The 18,707-nt window shown below is 51.7% G+C and carries 16 protein-coding genes; 8 read left to right on the top strand and 8 right to left on the bottom strand.

Annotation, left to right across the window (positions count from 1 at the left end; translation table 11 throughout):
• Positions 1-384 precede the first annotated feature (384 nt).
• Positions 385-1,719 (top strand): carboxyl-terminal processing protease CtpB, encoded by a 1,335-nt coding sequence (gene ctpB / locus NDA02_RS12310; RefSeq protein WP_190793034.1) that lies wholly within the window; start codon positions 385-387, stop codon positions 1,717-1,719.
• Between the two features lie 194 nt (positions 1,720-1,913).
• Here ctpB and hemW read toward each other — a convergent pair whose 3' ends face one another.
• Positions 1,914-3,134, bottom strand: a complete 1,221-nt coding sequence (hemW, locus tag NDA02_RS12305) for a radical SAM family heme chaperone HemW (RefSeq protein WP_348247149.1) — start codon at positions 3,132-3,134, stop codon at positions 1,914-1,916.
• Between the two features lie 268 nt (positions 3,135-3,402).
• Between hemW and NDA02_RS12300 the strand changes: the two genes are divergently transcribed.
• From NDA02_RS12300 to NDA02_RS12285, 4 genes are all read left to right on the top strand, one after another.
• On the top strand, positions 3,403-4,485 hold the full coding sequence (locus NDA02_RS12300; RefSeq protein WP_190793035.1) for a PIN/TRAM domain-containing protein: 1,083 nt from the start codon (positions 3,403-3,405) through the stop codon (positions 4,483-4,485).
• A gap of 37 nt (positions 4,486-4,522) precedes the next feature.
• The gene (locus NDA02_RS12295) at positions 4,523-4,705 is read left to right on the top strand and encodes a hypothetical protein (RefSeq protein ID WP_190793036.1); all 183 of its coding nucleotides are present in this window, start codon (positions 4,523-4,525) and stop codon (positions 4,703-4,705) included.
• Positions 4,706-4,855: 150 nt separating this feature from the next.
• Positions 4,856-5,329: a hypothetical protein gene (locus NDA02_RS12290; RefSeq protein ID WP_190793037.1), complete on the top strand. Its 474-nt coding sequence runs from the start codon at positions 4,856-4,858 to the stop codon at positions 5,327-5,329.
• Positions 5,330-5,441: 112 nt separating this feature from the next.
• A complete protein-coding gene (locus NDA02_RS12285) occupies positions 5,442-5,579 on the top strand; it encodes a photosystem II reaction center protein K (RefSeq protein WP_036531950.1) in 138 nt (45 codons plus the stop codon).
• Positions 5,580-5,779: 200 nt separating this feature from the next.
• Here NDA02_RS12285 and NDA02_RS12280 read toward each other — a convergent pair whose 3' ends face one another.
• From NDA02_RS12280 to NDA02_RS12250, 7 genes are all read right to left on the bottom strand, one after another.
• Positions 5,780-7,897 carry a choice-of-anchor Q domain-containing protein gene (locus NDA02_RS12280; protein WP_190793038.1) on the bottom strand — a complete coding sequence of 706 codons (2,118 nt, stop codon included), beginning with the start codon at positions 7,895-7,897 and terminating at the stop codon, positions 5,780-5,782.
• Between the two features lie 474 nt (positions 7,898-8,371).
• On the bottom strand, positions 8,372-8,935 hold the full coding sequence (locus NDA02_RS12275; protein WP_190793039.1) for a glutathione S-transferase family protein: 564 nt from the start codon (positions 8,933-8,935) through the stop codon (positions 8,372-8,374).
• Between the two features lie 25 nt (positions 8,936-8,960).
• Positions 8,961-9,419 (bottom strand): hypothetical protein, encoded by a 459-nt coding sequence (locus NDA02_RS12270; RefSeq protein WP_190793040.1) that lies wholly within the window; start codon positions 9,417-9,419, stop codon positions 8,961-8,963.
• Positions 9,420-9,530: 111 nt separating this feature from the next.
• Positions 9,531-10,691 (bottom strand): glycosyltransferase family 1 protein, encoded by a 1,161-nt coding sequence (locus NDA02_RS12265; protein WP_190793041.1) that lies wholly within the window; start codon positions 10,689-10,691, stop codon positions 9,531-9,533.
• Between the two features lie 9 nt (positions 10,692-10,700).
• Positions 10,701-12,458 carry a sulfotransferase family 2 domain-containing protein gene (locus NDA02_RS12260; protein WP_190793042.1) on the bottom strand — a complete coding sequence of 586 codons (1,758 nt, stop codon included), beginning with the start codon at positions 12,456-12,458 and terminating at the stop codon, positions 10,701-10,703.
• Between the two features lie 62 nt (positions 12,459-12,520).
• A complete protein-coding gene (locus NDA02_RS12255; protein ID WP_190793043.1) occupies positions 12,521-13,300 on the bottom strand; it encodes an ABC transporter ATP-binding protein in 780 nt (259 codons plus the stop codon).
• Complete coding sequence (locus NDA02_RS12250; protein WP_190793044.1) at positions 13,297-14,112, bottom strand: ABC transporter permease; 816 nt, start codon at positions 14,110-14,112, stop codon at positions 13,297-13,299. The genes NDA02_RS12255 and NDA02_RS12250 overlap by 4 nt, the downstream gene beginning before the upstream one ends.
• A gap of 402 nt (positions 14,113-14,514) precedes the next feature.
• On the opposite strand from NDA02_RS12250, the gene NDA02_RS12245 reads away from it, so the two are divergent.
• From NDA02_RS12245 to NDA02_RS12235, 3 genes are all read left to right on the top strand, one after another.
• The gene (locus NDA02_RS12245) at positions 14,515-17,277 is read left to right on the top strand and encodes an SMC family ATPase (protein ID WP_242067444.1); all 2,763 of its coding nucleotides are present in this window, start codon (positions 14,515-14,517) and stop codon (positions 17,275-17,277) included.
• A 36-nt stretch (positions 17,278-17,313) separates the two neighbouring features.
• Complete coding sequence (locus NDA02_RS12240) at positions 17,314-18,339, top strand: lysylphosphatidylglycerol synthase domain-containing protein (protein WP_190793046.1); 1,026 nt, start codon at positions 17,314-17,316, stop codon at positions 18,337-18,339.
• A gap of 116 nt (positions 18,340-18,455) precedes the next feature.
• Positions 18,456-18,698 carry a hypothetical protein gene (locus NDA02_RS12235; protein WP_348255033.1) on the top strand — a complete coding sequence of 81 codons (243 nt, stop codon included), beginning with the start codon at positions 18,456-18,458 and terminating at the stop codon, positions 18,696-18,698.
• Positions 18,699-18,707: the final 9 nt, after the last annotated feature.

The following is an 18,707-nucleotide window of genomic DNA, read 5'->3' as shown; positions in this document are numbered from 1 at the left end:
AAGAATTTAGACCCTCCTTAGCTGGGGGTGAATCGACCTAACTGATTAACTGAATTGACTGAATGGTCTCAGGGGCATCAACTCGGTTCGTAATTTGGATGCATCATGATTGTGGTGTGCTGATCCGCTACTTCCAAGGCTGGTTGCTCTAAGGCTACGGAATGTGAGTGCTTAAGCTTTGCAACATTTGTAGGAAGGAATTTGCTTCTGCGGTCATGATGATTTGGAGCGATACGTTTCTGTATCTCCTCTACTCCCATCTGATCCCATTCGAAATTACTGTTAGACAATCTGATCTGACCCTTTCTTAACCCGACTGTCCCCAGTCTGAGCCGAGTGGGTTAGCTGCTGGTATCGTTTTCCGTCTTCTGGGTCTACATTTCTATGAATGATCTCCCTTGCCTTTCCCGCCTTCTGCAAGGTGTTTGCTTTGGAGGCACGCTTGCCGTAGTCACTGTTCTCTCTCCGCTTTACTCTACTGCCCAAGCCGCTTTTCAAAACAATCCCAAAGCCGTTTTAGATGAAGCCTGGCAAATCGTCGATCGCGAATATGTCGATACCACGTTTAACCGAGTGAACTGGCAGGCAGTCCGTCAGGATTTGCTCAGCCGCGACTATACCTCGCCCGAAGCTGCCTACGCTGCACTGCGAGAGGCATTAGAGCAGCTCAACGATCCCTACACTCGCTTTCTTGACCCAAAACAATATCAGACACTCACTAGCCAAACCTCCGGTGAACTGTCCGGCGTGGGTTTGCGCCTGCAACTGCACGAGGAAACGAAAGCCTTAACAGTGGTTGAACCCCTTGCCAACTCTCCTGCCAGTGCAGCCGGAATTCAGACAGGCGATCGAATCCTGGCGATCGATGGGCGATCGACCACGGGCATGAGCGTCGAAACTGCTTCAGAGCTCATCAAAGGAGAAGCGGGAACTCGCATCACTCTGCGAATTGAACGGGAGAGCCGGGCTGCCTTTGACCTGCCCCTGACCCGCGCCCGCATCGAGCTGCCCAACGTTGCCCACGAGCTGCGTCAGGAAGGCAATCAGCGCATTGGCTATATTCGCCTGACCGAGTTTAGCAGTCATGCACCCGATCAAATGAAAAAAGCGATCGAGGATTTGCTGTCAAAGAACGTCAACGGATTTGTGCTGGATCTGCGCGGCAACCCTGGTGGACTGCTGCATGCCAGCGTCGAAATCTCGCGGATGTGGCTCGATGGCGGCGCGATCGTGCGAACGGTCGATCGTCACGGCAACAGCGATCAGATTATGGCAAATCACACTGCTCTGACCCAGCTTCCGCTGGCAGTCCTGGTCGATGGCAACTCGGCAAGCTCTAGCGAAATCGTTACGGGCGCGCTGATGGACAACCAGAGAGCCGTTATTGTGGGTACGCGCACCTTTGGCAAAGCTCTGGTTCAAGCCGTGCATTCGCTGTCCGACGGCTCCGGTTTGGCGGTGACCGTGGCTCACTACTACACCCCGGGCGGCACGGATATCAGCCAGCGAGGAATCACGCCGAATGTTGAAGTTAGCCTCAATGAGCAGCAGCAGCAAACGCTTGCCCGTAATCTGTCGTTGGTCGGCACGAACGCTGATCCCCAGTATGCTCAGGCAGTGAATGTGCTGCGACCCACGATCGCTCAAACCCGGCTTCCGTCGCGTGTTGTGCAGCCGTCGGTGAGTTTAGGGCAAGAGCAAACGAGGCGTTTGAATTAGGACAATTGAATTAACGTCATGCGACCCATCCCAGCCTCAGCCTCGCTCTTTATTTCCTCCTGGAAGGGCGATCGCAGGTCGGGGTGGGTTTATCTGTGCAGTTTAGAACCGTGTCGCTCAGGACAAAGTCCGTAGGGCTGGCTTAATCGATCGGTCTCTGTTCTCGCGATCAAAGTCAGTCCTGATTTTGCTGTTTAACTCAACGACTCAAATAAATCGGACAAAATCACATTCGAGAACAGAAATCCTTCTGGATCAGAAAGCCGAATTCGCGATGTGCGATCACCATTGGTAATTTCAACCCAGCCGCGCTGCTGGTGAGGATTCAAACAGGCAAGAATCTGCTCGATTGCCTCCTGCCCAAATCGATCGCCTAATGCCGTTAAACTGATGCCCTCGGCTAGACGCAAGCCCACCATCAGGGTATCCAGCAAAATCTCGGTTGGCGGCGTGGTCAAGCAATCGATCGACCCACCGCTGGCAACATATTCTGAGACCCACTGATGGTATTGAGTGCGCTTCCGCGGTCGGGTAAACCGTTTCAGGTTAAGATAGCTGGCAGCTCCCATGCCAAAGCCGTAGTAGGGGCGATTTTCCCAATAGACGCGGTTATGCCGACACTGAAAGCCCGATCGCGCGTAGTTTGAGATTTCGTAGTGTTCGTAGCCTGCGTGGGTAAGCGTTTGCTGAGTCAAGCGATACATTTGTGCAGTGGCTTCATCGCTCGGCAGAGGCTTGCTGCCTGCTTCGTACCAACGATCGAAGGCAGTTCCCGGTTCAACGGTCAGGTCGTACACCGAGATATGGGCAGGATTGAAGTCGATCGCAGTCTGCAAAGTGTCCTGCCAGTGTTCCAGCGTTTGATGAGGCAGCCCAGAAATCAGATCGAGGCTAAAGTTTTGCACATTGAGCTGATGCAGCCATTCTACTGCCCGATCAATATCTTCTCGCGTGTGGGTGCGACCGCAGGCAGCAAGCAGTTCGGGTTGAAATGCCTGCACTCCCAGACTAAAGCGATTCATACCAGCGGCAAGATAGCCTTGCAGCTTTTCGCGATCGAAGGTGTCCGGGTCAATCTCCATCGAGATTTCGGCGTTTGGTACGATGCCAAACTGACGATCGATCGTGCTTAGAATTTGCTCAACTTGCTGAGCGGTCAATAGAGAAGGTGTGCCGCCGCCCAAGAAAACCGTTTGCAGTGGATTTCCTCTGGCAGGTGTAGCGCGAATTTCTTGCAGCAGCCCTTCGAGATAGGCAGTAATGGTGCCGTATTGGGAACTTGCTCCGCTTCGAGCCAGCGGTGGCTGATCGCCCACGATCGACACGGCAAAATCACAGTAGTAGCAGCGGCGGCGGCAGAACGGAATATGAAGATATGCGGCTGTTACCGTCTCAGTCAGAGGCGATGCCGCAATAGGAGAAATTGAACGATCGCAGCTCAGGCTCAAGGAATTCAAAAATGCTGACAAAGCGAAAAAGATATAATGAGGTCGTACGGAATTAAAGTTAGCTTCGCAATTGAATCATGTAATTGAATCACTGGAATTTTAGTGAGTTATTCTGCAACTGCCTGAAGCTTGCGTTTCTGCGCGATCGGGGCAACTGCGTCCAGCGAAAAATCCCTGCCGATGCTATTCTGATTCCTAACGAAGTCTGCACCTAATCCTACTTTGGATTATTGTCATGCTTGACGCAATTATCATTATATCTTTCATCATAGCAGGGGCAGGAATTGGCTTTTATAGCGTTGACTTCCTGCCAAACGATGCTTTGGCACAGGTGACGAGCCTAGAGGGGCTGAGTTCAGTCACGGGCGGATTTGGTGCGCTGATTGGTTTGGCGATCGGCATTGTGGCGCAAACTGCCTATCGACGGGTCGAACGGCAAATTCGCGAGATGCCCGTCGATCGCTTGCTGAGTCGATCGGTCGGCTTGGTGCTAGGGCTGCTGGTCGCGAACCTGATGCTGGCTCCCATTTTTCTGCTGCCGATTCCACGAGAGTTTGCCTTTATCAAGCCGCTTGCTGCCGTTTTGGGAAGCGTGCTGTTTGCCTTTTCTGGCATCAATCTGGCAGATATCCACGGTCGAACCCTGCTGCGGCTCATTAATCCTAATAGCGTCGAGTCGATGCTGGTTGCGGAGGGAACGCTCAAGCCGGCAACGAGCAAAATTCTTGATACAAGCTGCATTATCGACGGGAGAATCGAAGATATCCTGGCAACCGGATTTCTAGAAGGACAGTTGCTCGTACCGAGGTTTGTTCTGCAAGAACTTCAGCAAATTGCCGATGCCTCGAACGATCAAAAGCGGGTGCGGGGACGGCGAGGCTTAGATATTCTCAATCAGATTCAAGAAGCATACCCGGAACGCATTATCATTCACCCCGCTGACTACGATGATGTTTCTACCGTCGATGCAAAGCTGGTGCGTTTGGCACAGGACATTAATGGCACATTGCTGACGAACGACTACAACCTCAACAAAGTCGCGAGTCTGCAAAAAGTCAACGTGCTAAATATTAACGATCTGGCTCAGGCAATGCGCCCTGCCTACCTTCCCGGCGACCAGATTGACCTGAAGATTCTCAAGCAGGGCAAAGAACCCGCTCAGGGCGTCGGCTACCTGGATGACGGCACAATGGTGGTGGTCGAAGAAGGCGGCAGCTACATTGGCGGTGAATTAGCGGTCGTCGTCACAGGTTCACTGCAAACTTCCGCCGGACGCATGATTTTTGCCCGTCCTCAAAATTCGACCGTCATTTCCTGAAATAACCGCTCCTGAAATAACCGCAAAAAGTAATTTTATGGCACGGGTGCGAATTAAACCCTGCGATCGCTGTCAGGAGCCTGCCGAAGTCCTCTATCGCGTAAAGGTAGATGCCTCAGAGCAGTGGATTTTTGTCTGCGATCGATGCTATCCCTCCGTAAGCCAAAACAATCCCTACTATGCATATGGCGGAACCTGGAAAGCCCATAAACCCCGCTAACCACTCCTACAGCTCATTCAATGCCTCCAGCAAGAGCTAGCAGATTACTCCCCTTGCTCTCCTCATCTCCCTAGGCTTTCCCACCCCTTCCTGAAATTGTGATAAAGTCCTGTCAATTAAATTTAGAAGCATTTTAATCACAGGTTAGCTATGGGCGATCGTCAATTCAAACTGATCAGAAATTTCGCTCGGAAAGGGTCAGTGCAGCTTGTCATAGCAACTGCTTTGCTGCTTACACTCAGTAGAGCCAGCTTTGCTCAAACTGAAGTTCGGAGCGGGATTTTGCCTTTGTTTCGCTTGACCGATTGGGCTTCTCAGAGTGATTTGAATTTCTCGTCGGGGATGCTAGCAGATTTGCAAAACGATCCGAATTTTGACGGAGATTTTCAGGCAGTTTTCAATGCTGCCACCAATATTCTCAGCGGCTATCGCATTGTGGCGCGAGGTGGCTATTTCCCGGAGAATGCAGGGATTCCTAGAGAGCAGCAGCTTACTCCCGCGCAGGGCGTTTATCGACTTTATACGCTGAACAACGGCAACTTTCTGATGCTTTATCGCTCGCCCAATGAAGAAACTTCTCGCTACTTTATTCGCCGAGCCGGATCAGGCTTTTTGCTGCCCTAAAGCAAATCAGATTCTCTGATAATTAGATTTGTCACTGCGGATGAATTGGAGCGGCGATCGTGTTAAGATACCCAACAATTATGAAATTTGTGTTGGAGAGGTAGACTGATTCATGGAAGCGGCATTGCTCTTAGCAAAATTACCTGAAGCCTACGCGATCTTTGATCCGCTCGTAGACGTTCTGCCTGTGATTCCGGTGTTCTTCCTGCTGCTGGCGTTTGTATGGCAGGCAGCCGTCGGTTTTAGATAAGAATCTCGTTTCACAATTCAATAAAAACGAAATAAAAATTAGGACACTTCATTAAGAGGTGTCCTTTTTGATATTAAAGAGGCTGCTTGGGGCGGATGAAAGGTTCTGCCCCTCAATACGGTCAACTTTCGGAAACTTTGAGACTGAAAAGGGGCTTGGTTTTCCCCTCAGAAGCAGCAGAATAGGGACTGGAATTAACGCTAGACAAAATAGGAACTCACCTTCAGAACCCCTGCGCTGGCATCTTGTCCGATCATTTGCAGTCCGGTCACGTTAATGATCATGTCCTGATTGGGAGCAAACCTGCGTTCGTTGTCATTCACTGTCAAGAAAGTCTGCTTGCGCCATTGGAACACCACCGCTTCATTTGCCCGTAGAGCTTGATTGCCCTTACGTTGGTGATTTTTGTCCTGAAAAGCTGCCTGCACGCCTGCGCGTAAATTTTCACCTCGCACTTTTCCGGCATTAAACGCGCTACGCGGACGATCGATCGTTGCCAGATTATTGTCATAGTCCAACTGAAGTCGATCGCCTTGAATCGCATTAAAATCCAGAATTCGATCGGGGTTTCGCAGCCGGGAGCCTGACAAAGCCTCGCGTCGGGTTGCGCCCGCATAAATAAAGCGATCGGCTCCGCCGCCACCCGTGAGCAGATCAGATCCCATTCCTCCTCTGAGCCAGTCATTAATACTGCTGCCCGTCAGAACATCGTTGTCTGTGCTGCCTGCGATCGGGGTTTCAGTTCCTGGAGGAGTTGCTGGAGCCGTTGCCCCAAACTCAAATGCGCCTGCATCGATCGAGCCATCGGCGCGGGTAAAGCCTCGCTGATCCAGGGTAGGTGTGCCTGTTCCCACTCCCTTGTTAATCGCAGGACTTCCGGGCAACAGCGCATAAGTCAGAATGCCGCCGCCGTTGTCTTGCAGGGTGCCCAGCATCGGATCGGCGATCGTGATTGCAGTGGTGGCGTTTTTGTTGTCTTTCTCGGGGGGGAATTGAATGTTACCGCCGTAATCAGTGAGTGTACCGCTGCTGTGCTGCTGAATGCCCCAAGGGTTGCCGCCGTTGGCTGCCGTGTTTTTGTACAGGATTGTGTCTTGCAATGAGACTTTGGAGCCGCCAGCAACACTGATGCCACCACCGACCCAGCCTGCCTGATTGTGGGCGATCGTGGTATTGATTAGCCTGGCATCGCTGTAGAGAGCCATCGCACCGCCAAGCGGATAGTAATCTGTACCCACGACTTTGCCGGGTACGGTTCCAGGGGCTTGATTGCCGGAAAAGGTGCTGTTGAGGATCGTTGCAGGTGCGCCCATCAGCCACATTCCGCCGCCCTGGCTCGATGCCGTGTTGTTCACAAATGCGGTTTGGGCGATCGTCAATCCCTGGTTGGGCGAATTGCTTATTACCACCAGTCCACCGCCATTGCCGCTATTGCCCTGAGCGAGTGCCTGAACCTCGTTGTTTTTGAAAGTGCTGGACTGAATCTCGATGCTGTCCTGTGTACCGGTATAGAGATAGGCTGCGCCGCCTTCTGCTTTGCCTTTGTTGCCCTCAAAGAGCGTGCCGCTAATGCGGATTCTTCCCGATGGCTCGTTTGTGCTGCTGGCGCGATCGGTGTAAATCGCACCGCCATAACCTCGCAGGGTTGGATTCTCTTTTCCGGCGTCGTACTGGGCTGCTAGTGTGCTGTTGTTGACAAAGTGGGAGTTTTCGATCGTCAGCTTGCCATTCAAACTATTGATTGCCCCGCCGTTAATGCCCTGATTGTTGGTAAAGCTGCTATTACGAACCGTGAAATTTCCCGAACTCACAAAAGCGATCGCCCCTGCACCGCGCTCATCATTTCCCGCAGTAGCTTTGTTCCCGTTGAATTGAGAGCTGTTGACCGTAAGCTGATTTTCCCAGGCACTATAAATTGCCCCACCCCCTTTGTCTGCCACGTTGTTTTGGAACTTGACATTCTCAACGGTGAGATTAGCTTTGTGCTCTCCCCGAATCGCACCGCCGTTTTCGGCAGTATAGCCGTTGACCAGCGACAAGTTTTTAAACGTGATGGTTGTGGGAAAGTCCTGGTTGGATTTCACCCAAAAGATACGGGAGCTGTTGTTGCCGCTAATGGTCAATCCGGCAGCCGTGGAGCCATCGATCGTGATATTTCTTCCGGCAGCAATTTCAATCTGTCCGCTCGTTAAGGTAATGGTTTGGTTCGCTAAATTTGCAGCAAACTGAATTGTACTTCCAGCAGTGGCCGAGGCAATTGCTGCTCGCAGGGAACCTGTACCACTGTCCGCTGTGGTAGTTACAAGAATATTCGACATGGAAAAATCCTTTAGTAATGTCCGCGATTCTGAGTCCGAAGCGTGAAGGGGGACACTAATAAGCAGTTGAATCTAATGCTGGGGCGGCTACAGGATTCACTGCTTCGCTTGTAAACACAAGCAATTCATCTCGACCTGAAACAATGATTATCTGGTAGCTAAACCCTGTTCTTGAAACTAGAATTCCCAATTCGAGCAGAAAGTCGATCAGGCACAGGAAAATTGTTGTATGGGCGCTCGGTCTTTATAGGCGATCGATCAAAGGCGCCGCTGAATCGAAGGATGAACTGAGTTAGAGAATTGCTGAGCGGATTCCTAAATAAGTTAATTCTGGGGGACTTTGAACGGATCGAAAGTCTTCCGTAGGTGGAGAAATTCATCCTGTGATTTAGCAACGCCAAAAATAGCGTCAAAAATGATTAAAGGGGCAAGCCTGAAACCTGCCCCCTGGTAAACCGTAATGAATGGAACAAACTACGCTGCTTTCCTACTGCCGATCGTCTTCTGGAATGCCGGACGTTCTGCAATACGCTTCAGGTAATTTCCAATCGCGGGATAGTCATCAAAACCAATCTTGAGCAACAGCGGCATATACGCCAGCATCGAGCCAACTGCCACATCTGCGGCTGAGAGCTGGTCGCCCAGCAGAAAAGGCTGACGATCGAAAATCTCGTTCAGAGGAGCCAGCAGGCGTGGCATTTCTCGATCGCGGGTTGCCTCTACAAAAACGCCCGGTCCCAGCGTTGCGTTGGCAAATATCACCCATTGGGCAATTGTGGCACGGTGTTCTGAGGTGGTCAGCGAAGTGTCGTACTTTTCGGACAGATAGAGCAAAATTGCGCCCGATTCCCAAAGCCGATAGCCGTTTTCCTTGATAGCTGGAACTTTGCCAAACGGGTTAATTGTCAGGAAGTCTGGCTCTTTATGCTGTCCTGTCTGCATATCGAGCAAGACATATTCGTAGGGAACGCCCAATTCTTCAAGATACCACTGGACGATCGAGGCGCGGCTTCTGGCTCCGCCGTAAAGTTTGAGCATAAGACCTGAGACGAGAAAACCTGTGCTAAAGAACCTGATGCGTGTAAGCGTGCTGCTTCACATTATCCTCGCTTTTGACAATGCGATCGGAGTTGAGGACGCGCTTTCTTTCAGTGGAAAAATTGAAGTCACGCTTCGTGGTTCCGGTAGGAATCAGGCTTTGAGACTCCAAGCGGCTTTTGTAAGTCCGAGCAGCAGCCGTGGCACGAAAGGCAAAGTCATCGCAAAACTGAGTATCGGGCGGCAATTCTGCGAGAAGCTGCGGATTGCCATCTGGAAGGACTGTGCCGATCGTCGTCGCACAGGCAAATTCGTAGGAAGTAGCGATGCCCTTACTGAGAGCTTCCAGAGCTGCCGAGGGAATGGGTTCTACCACATGCACGGGATGCACTTCGCCATCCTCTTTCACGAAGCAGGTTGCCAGCCCCACAACCAGATAATCTGAGGCGGAGAGGTCGGGGGTGTTGGGATAGGTTGTTGTCATAATCAAACCGATTTTTTAGGACAGCTTCCCTCCATTCTTCAACAAACGATCGATCCTCATGTGAAAACGATAGGTTTTGCAACATGAATGAGAGGTAGAGCTTGAAGAAAACTAGAGAAACCGCTGCAGCACTGCTGCCGTTTGTTGTCCGGTTTTTGCCCAGCTAAACTGGCTCGATCGCTTTAACCCTGCCGCTCGCAAGTCTTTTCGCACTTGATCATCGGTTGCCACTTGAGCCATCGCATCAGTTAAAGCCTGCTCATCATACGGATTAATCAGAATGGCTGCGTCTCCTGCCACTTCCGGTAGGGAAGACAGATTTGAGGTAATCACAGGCGCACCGCATGCCATTGCTTCCAACACGGGAAATCCAAACCCTTCCCACAAGCTGGGATAAACCAGGGCGATTGACTCATGCAGCAAACCGGGAAGCTGATCGTAAGCCACATAGTCGAGAAACTTGATTTGCTCGGAGACCCCTAGCTCGATCGCTTGCTGTTTAAGTAGAGGCGTGTAGCGCGGATCGGGGGAACCTGCAATCAGCAGATCATAATTTTGGGGATTGGGCAGGGCAGCAAAGGCGCGAATCAACCGCAGGAGGTTTTTATAGGGGTCGTGCCGTCCGATGTAGAAAAAATAGGGGCGATGCGACGTAGCGCTTTTAGAGGAGTAATCCATTGCCATTCCTTCGATCGGCCAATCAGGAATCCGAAAATGGTGCGAATCGTGGGAGAGCAGCACGGGCGTGATTTTTGAGGCAGGAATTCCGTAAAAATTGCAGATGTCCTGAGCGGTCGCATGGGAATTGCAAAGGATATGCTCAGCCTGCTTTAGAACCTGCGGCACATAGAGACGGGCATAGTGAAACAGGGGAGAAGCCCAGCGCGGAAAGCGAAGCGGAATCAGATCGTGAACCATGACGATCGATCGACATTTCGCCTCAATCGGAGCTTCAGGAACCAGGGAAAAGAGTAGGTCCGATTGAAGCTGGCGATAAATGCCCGGAAGCTGAAACTGTGACCACTTCAGGCGGCGAAAATGTCCGGCTTTGCCTTCCTCCGCACTCATGCCGCCCGGAATTTCATAGCAGGGCTGCCTGGATTGGGTGTGATGATGCAGGGCAGGCGGAGCCAGCAGTGTTAATCCAGACAGGTTCAGCTCTGAGGCAAGATTAATTGCGTAGGTTGCGAGTCCTGTGGGCTTTTGTCCAACAAAGGATAAGTTAGCGATGATTTGTGCGGCGTTTTTGTCTGATCCTGCTCCTTGGGTCATGGGGGATGATTACCCTTTGGGGGAACTGCGAATCAACTGCTTCTTACCTGCGTACTGGCGATACAGCGTTTTCAGCTTGTGCTCGACGTTCTTCTTGACGCGATCGATGTACACGGGACGAACGTGCTTTGAAGCATAGTTTGCTGTAGCGATGCCCTGACGGTTGGAATACAGGACAAACACTTCGTTGGCAAACACAGGAGACAAACCGCGACCAAGCAGCTTCATCAAAATTGTGCTAATTTGCGCCGCCATACCTTTGTGCAGCACGAGCCACTGCGCCTGCTTGCCCTCCAGAAATGCATCGTAGTCCAGCACCGAATTATTCACCATGACCCGGAATGCCAGGGGCGCAATTACGACTTCCTGGGGCTGGAGATGCTGACTCAGGAAATCGATCGTGTTTTTCCAGGCTTCATCCTCAAAAAGCTGAGCAGCAGCACTGTGCTGTCGTTCGGTTTCCTGCGGGAAAAGCTGCACATAGTTCAATGCCACTCCCACCTGGCGCGTATCGGGATCAAGCGGATTCACCGCATTCAGGGACGTGACGCGATCGACCTCAAATTTTACTTCGGTAAAGGGTCGCTCAGATTTCAGCATTTCTGGGGCAACGACCGCCTGGAGCAGTTTCACACCGCGATCGCTATGCAGTGTGTTGAGTCGCACTGGATTCTGATTGACCAAAACAGAAAGGCTATCGAGAATATCGGGCGCAGTCGCCTGAGTCGCAATCACACGAAACTCCAGCAAGCAATTGCCATTTGGAGGAGCAATCTGGGGCAGATCAAGCGTCGAAACGGTGCCAGGTCCAGTCCAACGATAGGCAGGCGGTCCAGAAGGCGGACATTCTCGACGCTGCCAGCCCATGCCGCGCAACGCCTGACCAAAATCGTAAAGCAGGGTAGAAGATGGAGTGCGGTCTAGATCGCGATAGCGTTGCTCGTAGTGGAGTTCTAGCAATTCTTTGAGGCGATCGGATGAGATAGTTTCCGCTTGGTCTGCCGCCGTGCCGAACTGGGAGATCAGCTGCTGCACCATCTCGTTAAAGCGCGTCTCGAAGATTTCCTGCGCGTAGTGGTAGAGTTCCAGATCGAGCAGCGAATTTTCGCGGATAATCTCTAGGGTCTCAGCCGGAATCTCGTCAAAGGATTTCTTTTTCTTAGCGGCGTTTTCCTTGCGGCTATTCAGGATCGGCTTCCAGCCCAGAATGTAGGACAGCAGAAACAGCGAGTCCTGGAACCGTTCGACCAAGCCGACAAAGGCAAAATTATCGAGGCTTTCTTTTGCCAGAGCCAGCGTTTCTTCCGGGGTCAGGTCATCCAGTTTGAACCGCATCGCCTTTGCAACATGGTAAGTCTGGATGTTTTTTCCGACCTTTCCGGCAGTGAGCTTTTGGGCAAACTCTGCCAGGGTCATGTCTTTCACCGCTCTATAGTGCGGATCTCCGGGCATGCGGCGGATGTATTCGTAGTGGGAAATGACGCGGGCGATCGGCTCACGCAGAATCGTTACATTTACCACTTCCTTTCCGGGCAGCAGTTCTGGGATGTTGATAAATCCCAAATGTCCGCGAAACAAGCGATAGTCTTTTAACTGGTCTTTGGGAATTTTGGCAACCTGAGCATTGAGTGTTGCCGGACAGATTTCGCGATCGTCAAACTGATCTTCCACGATCGTCCGAAAGGTCATGCCTGCGGTTTTGGGAATGTGTGAAAAATACAACACATCCTCATCGTTCAGGGTGTACTGTGCCGGAAAGTTTCTCATGACCGTCGATACTGCCTCTAGCGTTGCACTGTCTGTAACTTTGCGTTTTGCAAGCCTATTTTCTATAGCTTTGCTTTGTTGACTGCGCTCAAGTCGATCGGCACACCCGCTGCCTCTGAGTAGTAGGTCACTACCTCGGTCGGATCACCAATCATTTTGATTTCGTGGTTGTCGATCCACATGACGCGATCGCACAGATTCATCACGCTGGCAACGGAGTGAGTGACCAGCACCATCGTTACGCCGCTATCCTGGAAGGTCTTCATTTTATCCAGGCATTTCTTCTGGAAGCGAATGTCACCCACGCCCAGCACTTCATCAATCAGCAAAATTTCCGGGTCGAGATGGGCAACGACTGAGAATCCTAATCGCGCCACCATTCCCGTTGAATACATCCGAATTGGATGGTTGATAAACTCGCCCAGCTCCGAAAAATCAATAATTTCCTCTTCTTTTTCCCGGATTTCGCGGCGGGTCAAGCCCATCAGCACACCGTTCAGCATAATATTGTCTCGCCCACTGAGTTCCGGGTGAAAGCCTGCCCCCAGAGCCAGCAGGGGAGACACGCGCCGCCGCACAATGACTCGTCCCCGGTTTGGCTTCAGTACGCCTGCAATCAGTCCCAGCGTGGTACTTTTTCCGGCTCCGTTGTTGCCGATAACGCCGAACTTTTCGCCTTCGTACACCTCAAACGTAATATCTCGCAGTGCCTCATACTGCTCCTGCTGCATCGTTTTCAGATGCTTGGGCATATTGAAGACAAAGTTTTTGATGCCCCGAATATGCCGATAGAGCGGGTAAGACTTGCTGACGTTATAGAAAGTGATGACTGGCTCTCTCATATCAGTTCTGCAAATTTCCAGGAAAGCTTGCGATAGATCATCTGACCGATCGCGAAAAAGGCGATCGCATACAGCAGGCTATACAGCAGGTACATCGGCTCCAATTTGCCGTAGAGAAACAGCTCTCGCCAGCTTGCAATGAGCGGAGCCGCCGGATTGAGCCAGATGAATTTGCGAATGTGAGGCGGAATCTGTTCCAGCGGATAAAGAATCGGAGTCAGGAAAAAGGTGAAGTTCATAATAATGCCCGTCAGCCGTTCTAAATCCCGGAAGAATAGGTTGATCGAGGCAAGTGCCAGCCCAATTCCATAAACCATTAAAAAGTGAATCACCAGCAGCACCGGAATACCCCAGACCCAGGTGAAAGTCGGAATATGGTTAAAGGCAATCAAAAAAATTGTCAGCACCGGAATCGAAACGACGAAGTGAATCATGTGATTCAAAGCGGTGCAAAGCAAAATAATATTGCGGGGGAAATTAACCTTTTTAATAATACTTGAGTTACCCACAAACACATTGGGCGAGGAGACCACCACGTTGCTAAACCACTGCCAGGGAAATATGCCCGACAGCAAAATTACCGGATAGCCCGGAATATTGATCCGCATCAAGATTTGAAAGGCAACAAAGTAAACCAGCGCAGAGGCAAGCGGATTGGCGATCGACCAGACATAGCCCAGTGCCTTATTGCTGTAGCGCACTTTCAGTTCTTTCTGCACCAGGACGATCAGCAAATCCCGGTAATTCTCCCAGTCCCGGTGATAGCCGAGCGTCCGAACTCGATTCCAGTTTTTTGCGATCCGACCGTTCACACCGAGCCTCCTCACCCCTTAACACCAGCTATTTCGATCCGTTATTTCTGAGCGTTTTAACCGCACGGACTTAAGGGCAGCCTGCAAACCTATCCCAACCAACCAATAACCGCCGTATAAATGTATCTACTTATTAACAATAAGGTTCAAAGCAAGATAATACTCTACTCTGGCTCTCTACAGAATACCTCCTTCTGAGAAACGCCCCAGAGAATGCCGAATCAGCCTGATTCGTCCCACTTTTTGACGCTAATCTGCCCTTCAAGTTCCAAATCATCGAGCATCCTGCTTCTAGTGAAACGGAGTACACTAGCGGTAGAGATTGGTTCAATTGTTCTGCTCTCCATCCACCCACCCCTTCATCTCCTCATTCGCCTATTCACCCTCATCCCCAGCCGTCTGATGCAAATCCTCTCCGTCACCCTCAAAAACTTCAAGACGCACCGCGATCGTCATTTCAGCTTTCAGCCGGGAACTAACGCCATCTGTGGAGAAAACGGAGCAGGCAAGACGAGCATTCTGGAAGCGATCGCCTGGGTCATGTTTAACCATCGCGGCGCGTATAAGGTGGAGGATTTGATTCGCAACGGGGCGGGGAGTGCTCAGGCGATCGTCATGTTTGTATCCGATCGAGATGGGCGCACTTACGAGATTCAGCGATGCACGACGAAAGGCTATACGGTTTACGATCCGCAGCTTGATGTCAAGCTCGACTATAGAAGTATCGAAGCCGAAATTCTCCCCTGGATTCGACAGCAGTTGGGGGTTGCTCCGGGAACCGATCTGGCGCGACTTTTTGCGAATACGATCGGCGTTCCACAAGGAACCTTTACCGTAGACTTTCTTCAGCCGCCCAAAGATCGCAAGGCTGTTTTTGACAGCATTCTAAAAGTTGAAGAATACCAGCAGGTGCAAAAAGACTCGCGCCAGCTTGAGAAATATGCCGAAGATCAGGTCGCAAAGCTGGCGGATGAGATTGTTCGCCACGAAACAGATTTAGCCGAGTGGGACAGTCTGACCGATCGCCAGCAAACCGTCATTACCGAAATCGTCCAATCAGAAGCAGCCCTGCAACAGCTCGAAGGCGACCTCGCCAAGCTTCAGGCAGTGAAGGAGCAGTTCGCGGCGCAGGCAGAGCAGGTACAGCAGACCGCCCAGCAGGTGCAGCAGTTGACCACGCAGCTTGATAGTAAGCAGCAGGCGATCGGGCTTCTCCGGCAGGCAGTGCAGCAGGCAGAACAGGCAGTCGAACTTTGTACCGCCAATCGCGCCAGTCATGATGCGTATCTTAAAGCAGACCAAACCCTGAAGCAGCTCGACCAGCATCTCAAGCAAAAGCAAATCCTGCTTCGTCAGAAAGAACAGCAGCAACAGGCACTGCTCGATCGCCACAAAGAGCTAACGCGCCTGCAAATCCAGCTCGAAAGCCTGGAAAAAGCCGAGACAGAAATCCAGCAGCTTCAGCCCGCGATCGCTCAGCAAGCCCAGCTAGAGCAGGCACAAATCGCCCTTACCAATCAGCTCAATCACCTGCAAATCAACAAAACCGAGCATAAAAACGGCACCAAACAGCTCCAGAAGCTCCAGGGGGAAGCCGTTCGACTACAGCAGGAGATCGATCGCATCCAAACGGTCGCTGCTCAAATTAAGCATATTCCTGACCTGGAGCAAAAGCGCGATCGATTGCAGGAACAGCTCAGCCGCGTCGAAGCCGCGAAACAGTTTGAAGCAGAACTTCGGCAGCTCGTTAGCGAAGGAGAAGCCAAGCGCGATCGGCATCAGCTTCAGTCCGACGAAGCCATTCGAATTTTGCGGGAAGTGCAGCGCAGTGTGCCTTTGCTGGCGACGGTATCGGTTAAATCGGCATTAGAGGCAGTCCAGGCAGGGGTAGATCTCAATACTGACCTGTTGCAAGCCCTCTGGCGAATTTTGGCGGATTTGTCCGAGCAGGTGTCTGTGTCCAAACTTCAGCAGCAGCTTCAGCAAATCAAAACTCAACTGCAAGGCTTCTATCAGTTTCAGGCAGAAGTCGCTGCTCTGGAAGCCAAACAAGAGCAGCAAAGCCAGATTCAGCAAGAGCTATCGCAGCTTCACAGCCGTCTTGACCAGCTTAAAGACGAGATTGAGACTGAACCCGATCGCCTCAAACAGCGCGAACAATTGTCTGATCTGCTTAAGAGCCTCAACAGTCCGAGAGAACGCGCCCAGCTTCTTCAGCAGCAGATTGAAAAGCAGGAGGAGTTTAAAACGCAATACGTCAAGCTCTACCACGAGTACCAGCAAATTCAGCAGCAAATTCAAGAACTCGATCGCCAGCTTGCTCCCTTTGCCGCGATCGAAGACCAGATCGAGCAGCAAAAATCTCTTCAGCGCAATCACCAGAACGGCTATCTCACCGTACTCCAGCAGCAGCAAACGGCAGAGCGGCTGCCCCAGCTTCAATCTGAGCTGATTCAAACGATCGCTCACCTGCAGCAGCTTGAATCGTCGCGATCGAGGGTGCAGGCGGAATACGATCGGCTATTGCAGCACTACGACCCCCAGCAGGGACAGCAGATCGAGATGCAGTACACCACCCTTCGCAGTCAGGCAGATCGGATCTCTGGGGCATTGCCGCAGCAGCGCAAACTTCTAGCAGAGCTAGAACACCAGCTCAGCAACCTCAAAGCCATCGCCGAGCAGCGCGATCGGGCACAGCTTGCCCTGAAGGAAAAACAGAAGGTGCTGAAATTTATCACCACTGCCCGCAAGATTTACAAGCAAGCCGCTCCTCGCATTACCGAACGATATGTGCAATCCATTTCAAAGGAAGCCGATCGTCTCTTCCGAGAACTGCTGAATCGTCAAAATGTCGCCCTGGAGTGGACAAACGAATACGAAATCATTGTGCAGGAAGGAGCGCATACGCGCCGATTTGTGAATTTGTCCGGTGGGGAGCAAATGTGTGCAGCACTGGCAGTTCGGCTAGCATTACTGCGGGTGTTGGCAGACATTGACGTGGCATTCTTCGATGAGCCAACGACCAATATGGACAAGCCGCGCCGGGAAAGCCTGGCAGAAGCGATCGCTGGAATTAAATCCTTTCGTCAGCTCTTTGTGATCAGCCACGACGACACCTTTGAGAAAGTAACAGAAAACGTTATTTTTGTGGAACGCGAGGCATAAAAAGCCCGTCCACTGGTTTGCGTCTAAAAAGCCTGCATGACAAAGCTCCCGATCGGCAAATCTATAATCTCTCGGCTTAAGCCCTATCTGCGTTGGCTGATCCTGGGAACGACCTTGTTTTTCCTTGCCAGTACGCTGAGGCAGCACTGGGAGGGTGTTGTCGCGCTTCAACTTAGGGAAGCTGCGCCGCTCAACCTGCTGCTGGGATTTGGGGTGACGCTGCTGGCACATTGCTGGACGGGCTACGTCTGGAATCTCATCCTTCGGGAGTTGGGACAGCAAACCTCAGGAATCTGGGCAATGCAGGCTTACCTGAAAACCAATATTGCAAAATACCTTCCCGGCAATGTCTGGCACCTCTACGGCAGAGTCACGGCTGCCCGAGCCGCAGGCATTCCGACCCCGACTGCAACTCTGAGCGTTTTGCTGGAACCGCTGCTAATGGCCGCTTCTGCCCTTGGTCTTGCCCTGCTGACCGGCCTGAGAACCCATGCGCTATTGCAAATTTTGGGTCTGGTGTTTGTGCTGGCGATCGTGCATCCCTACATTCTCAATCGGCTGCTTCACGTCGTTCGTCAGCTGAAGGGCAAGTCTCGTCAGGGTCGCAATTCAGAGCTTGAACATGGATCAGCTGCCGTAGAGGACATGGCTCCGGCTCAACTCGATTCTTTCAGGGCAGAAACTGCGACCGATCGCCCCAGAGAAACTGTTCTGTATCGCTATCCCGTGATTCCGCTGCTCGGCGAACTGCTGTTTGTGCTGCTGCGTGGTGTCGGCTTTCTGTTTATCCTTCAGGCACTCCAACCGCTTCAAATTTTCGATCTCCTGCCTGCCCTGAGTGGGTTCACCATTGCCTGGCTGCTGGGACTGGTCGTTCCAGGCGCACCGGGAGGAATTGGCGTGTTTGAAGCAACAGCAGTTGCCCTCTTGTCGAACCATTTTTCGATCGCCGCTGTCCTGGGAAGTGTTGCGCTATATCGCCTAATTAGCACTTTGGCAGAAGCCGCCGGAGCCGCCCTGGCGGGATTGATTTCCTCAAGCTGGACGGCTCAAAAGCTTTAGCATCGCGGTCAGGATGATTAGGCGAAAGTCACCTAAGCCAATAGACAGGGCAAAAACTGACACAAGCAAACGCATCGGTCGTCCGTGAAATCCAGAAAATTAATCGGGGCAACGATATGATTGAGCTCAACAAACCTTTAAAATTCTTTATGTATCGTGATCGCTATACCAACAAGGAAACGGAAATGCGGGAGCGCAGTCTTCCCAGGTTTTTACTTTTGCTCCCTATTCCCAGCCTGGTGGCGATCGTGAAGCGGGTCCTTGATTGCTCGATTACCCCGCTAGGGGAACTGCGACCCATCGCCTGCCTAGGGGCGTTCCAGTCAGCTAGTGTAACATTCGTTTCTTCTGTGGTGTAGGAGACAGCA

Origin of the sequence: Leptolyngbya sp. ST-U4, from assembly GCF_039962215.1 — a bacterium.
In the GTDB taxonomy this organism is placed as follows: Bacteria; Cyanobacteriota; Cyanobacteriia; order Elainellales; family Elainellaceae; genus Leptolyngbya_A.
Note: the sequence above shows the minus strand (reverse complement) of the source record. Positions and strands in the feature narration are given on the sequence as shown.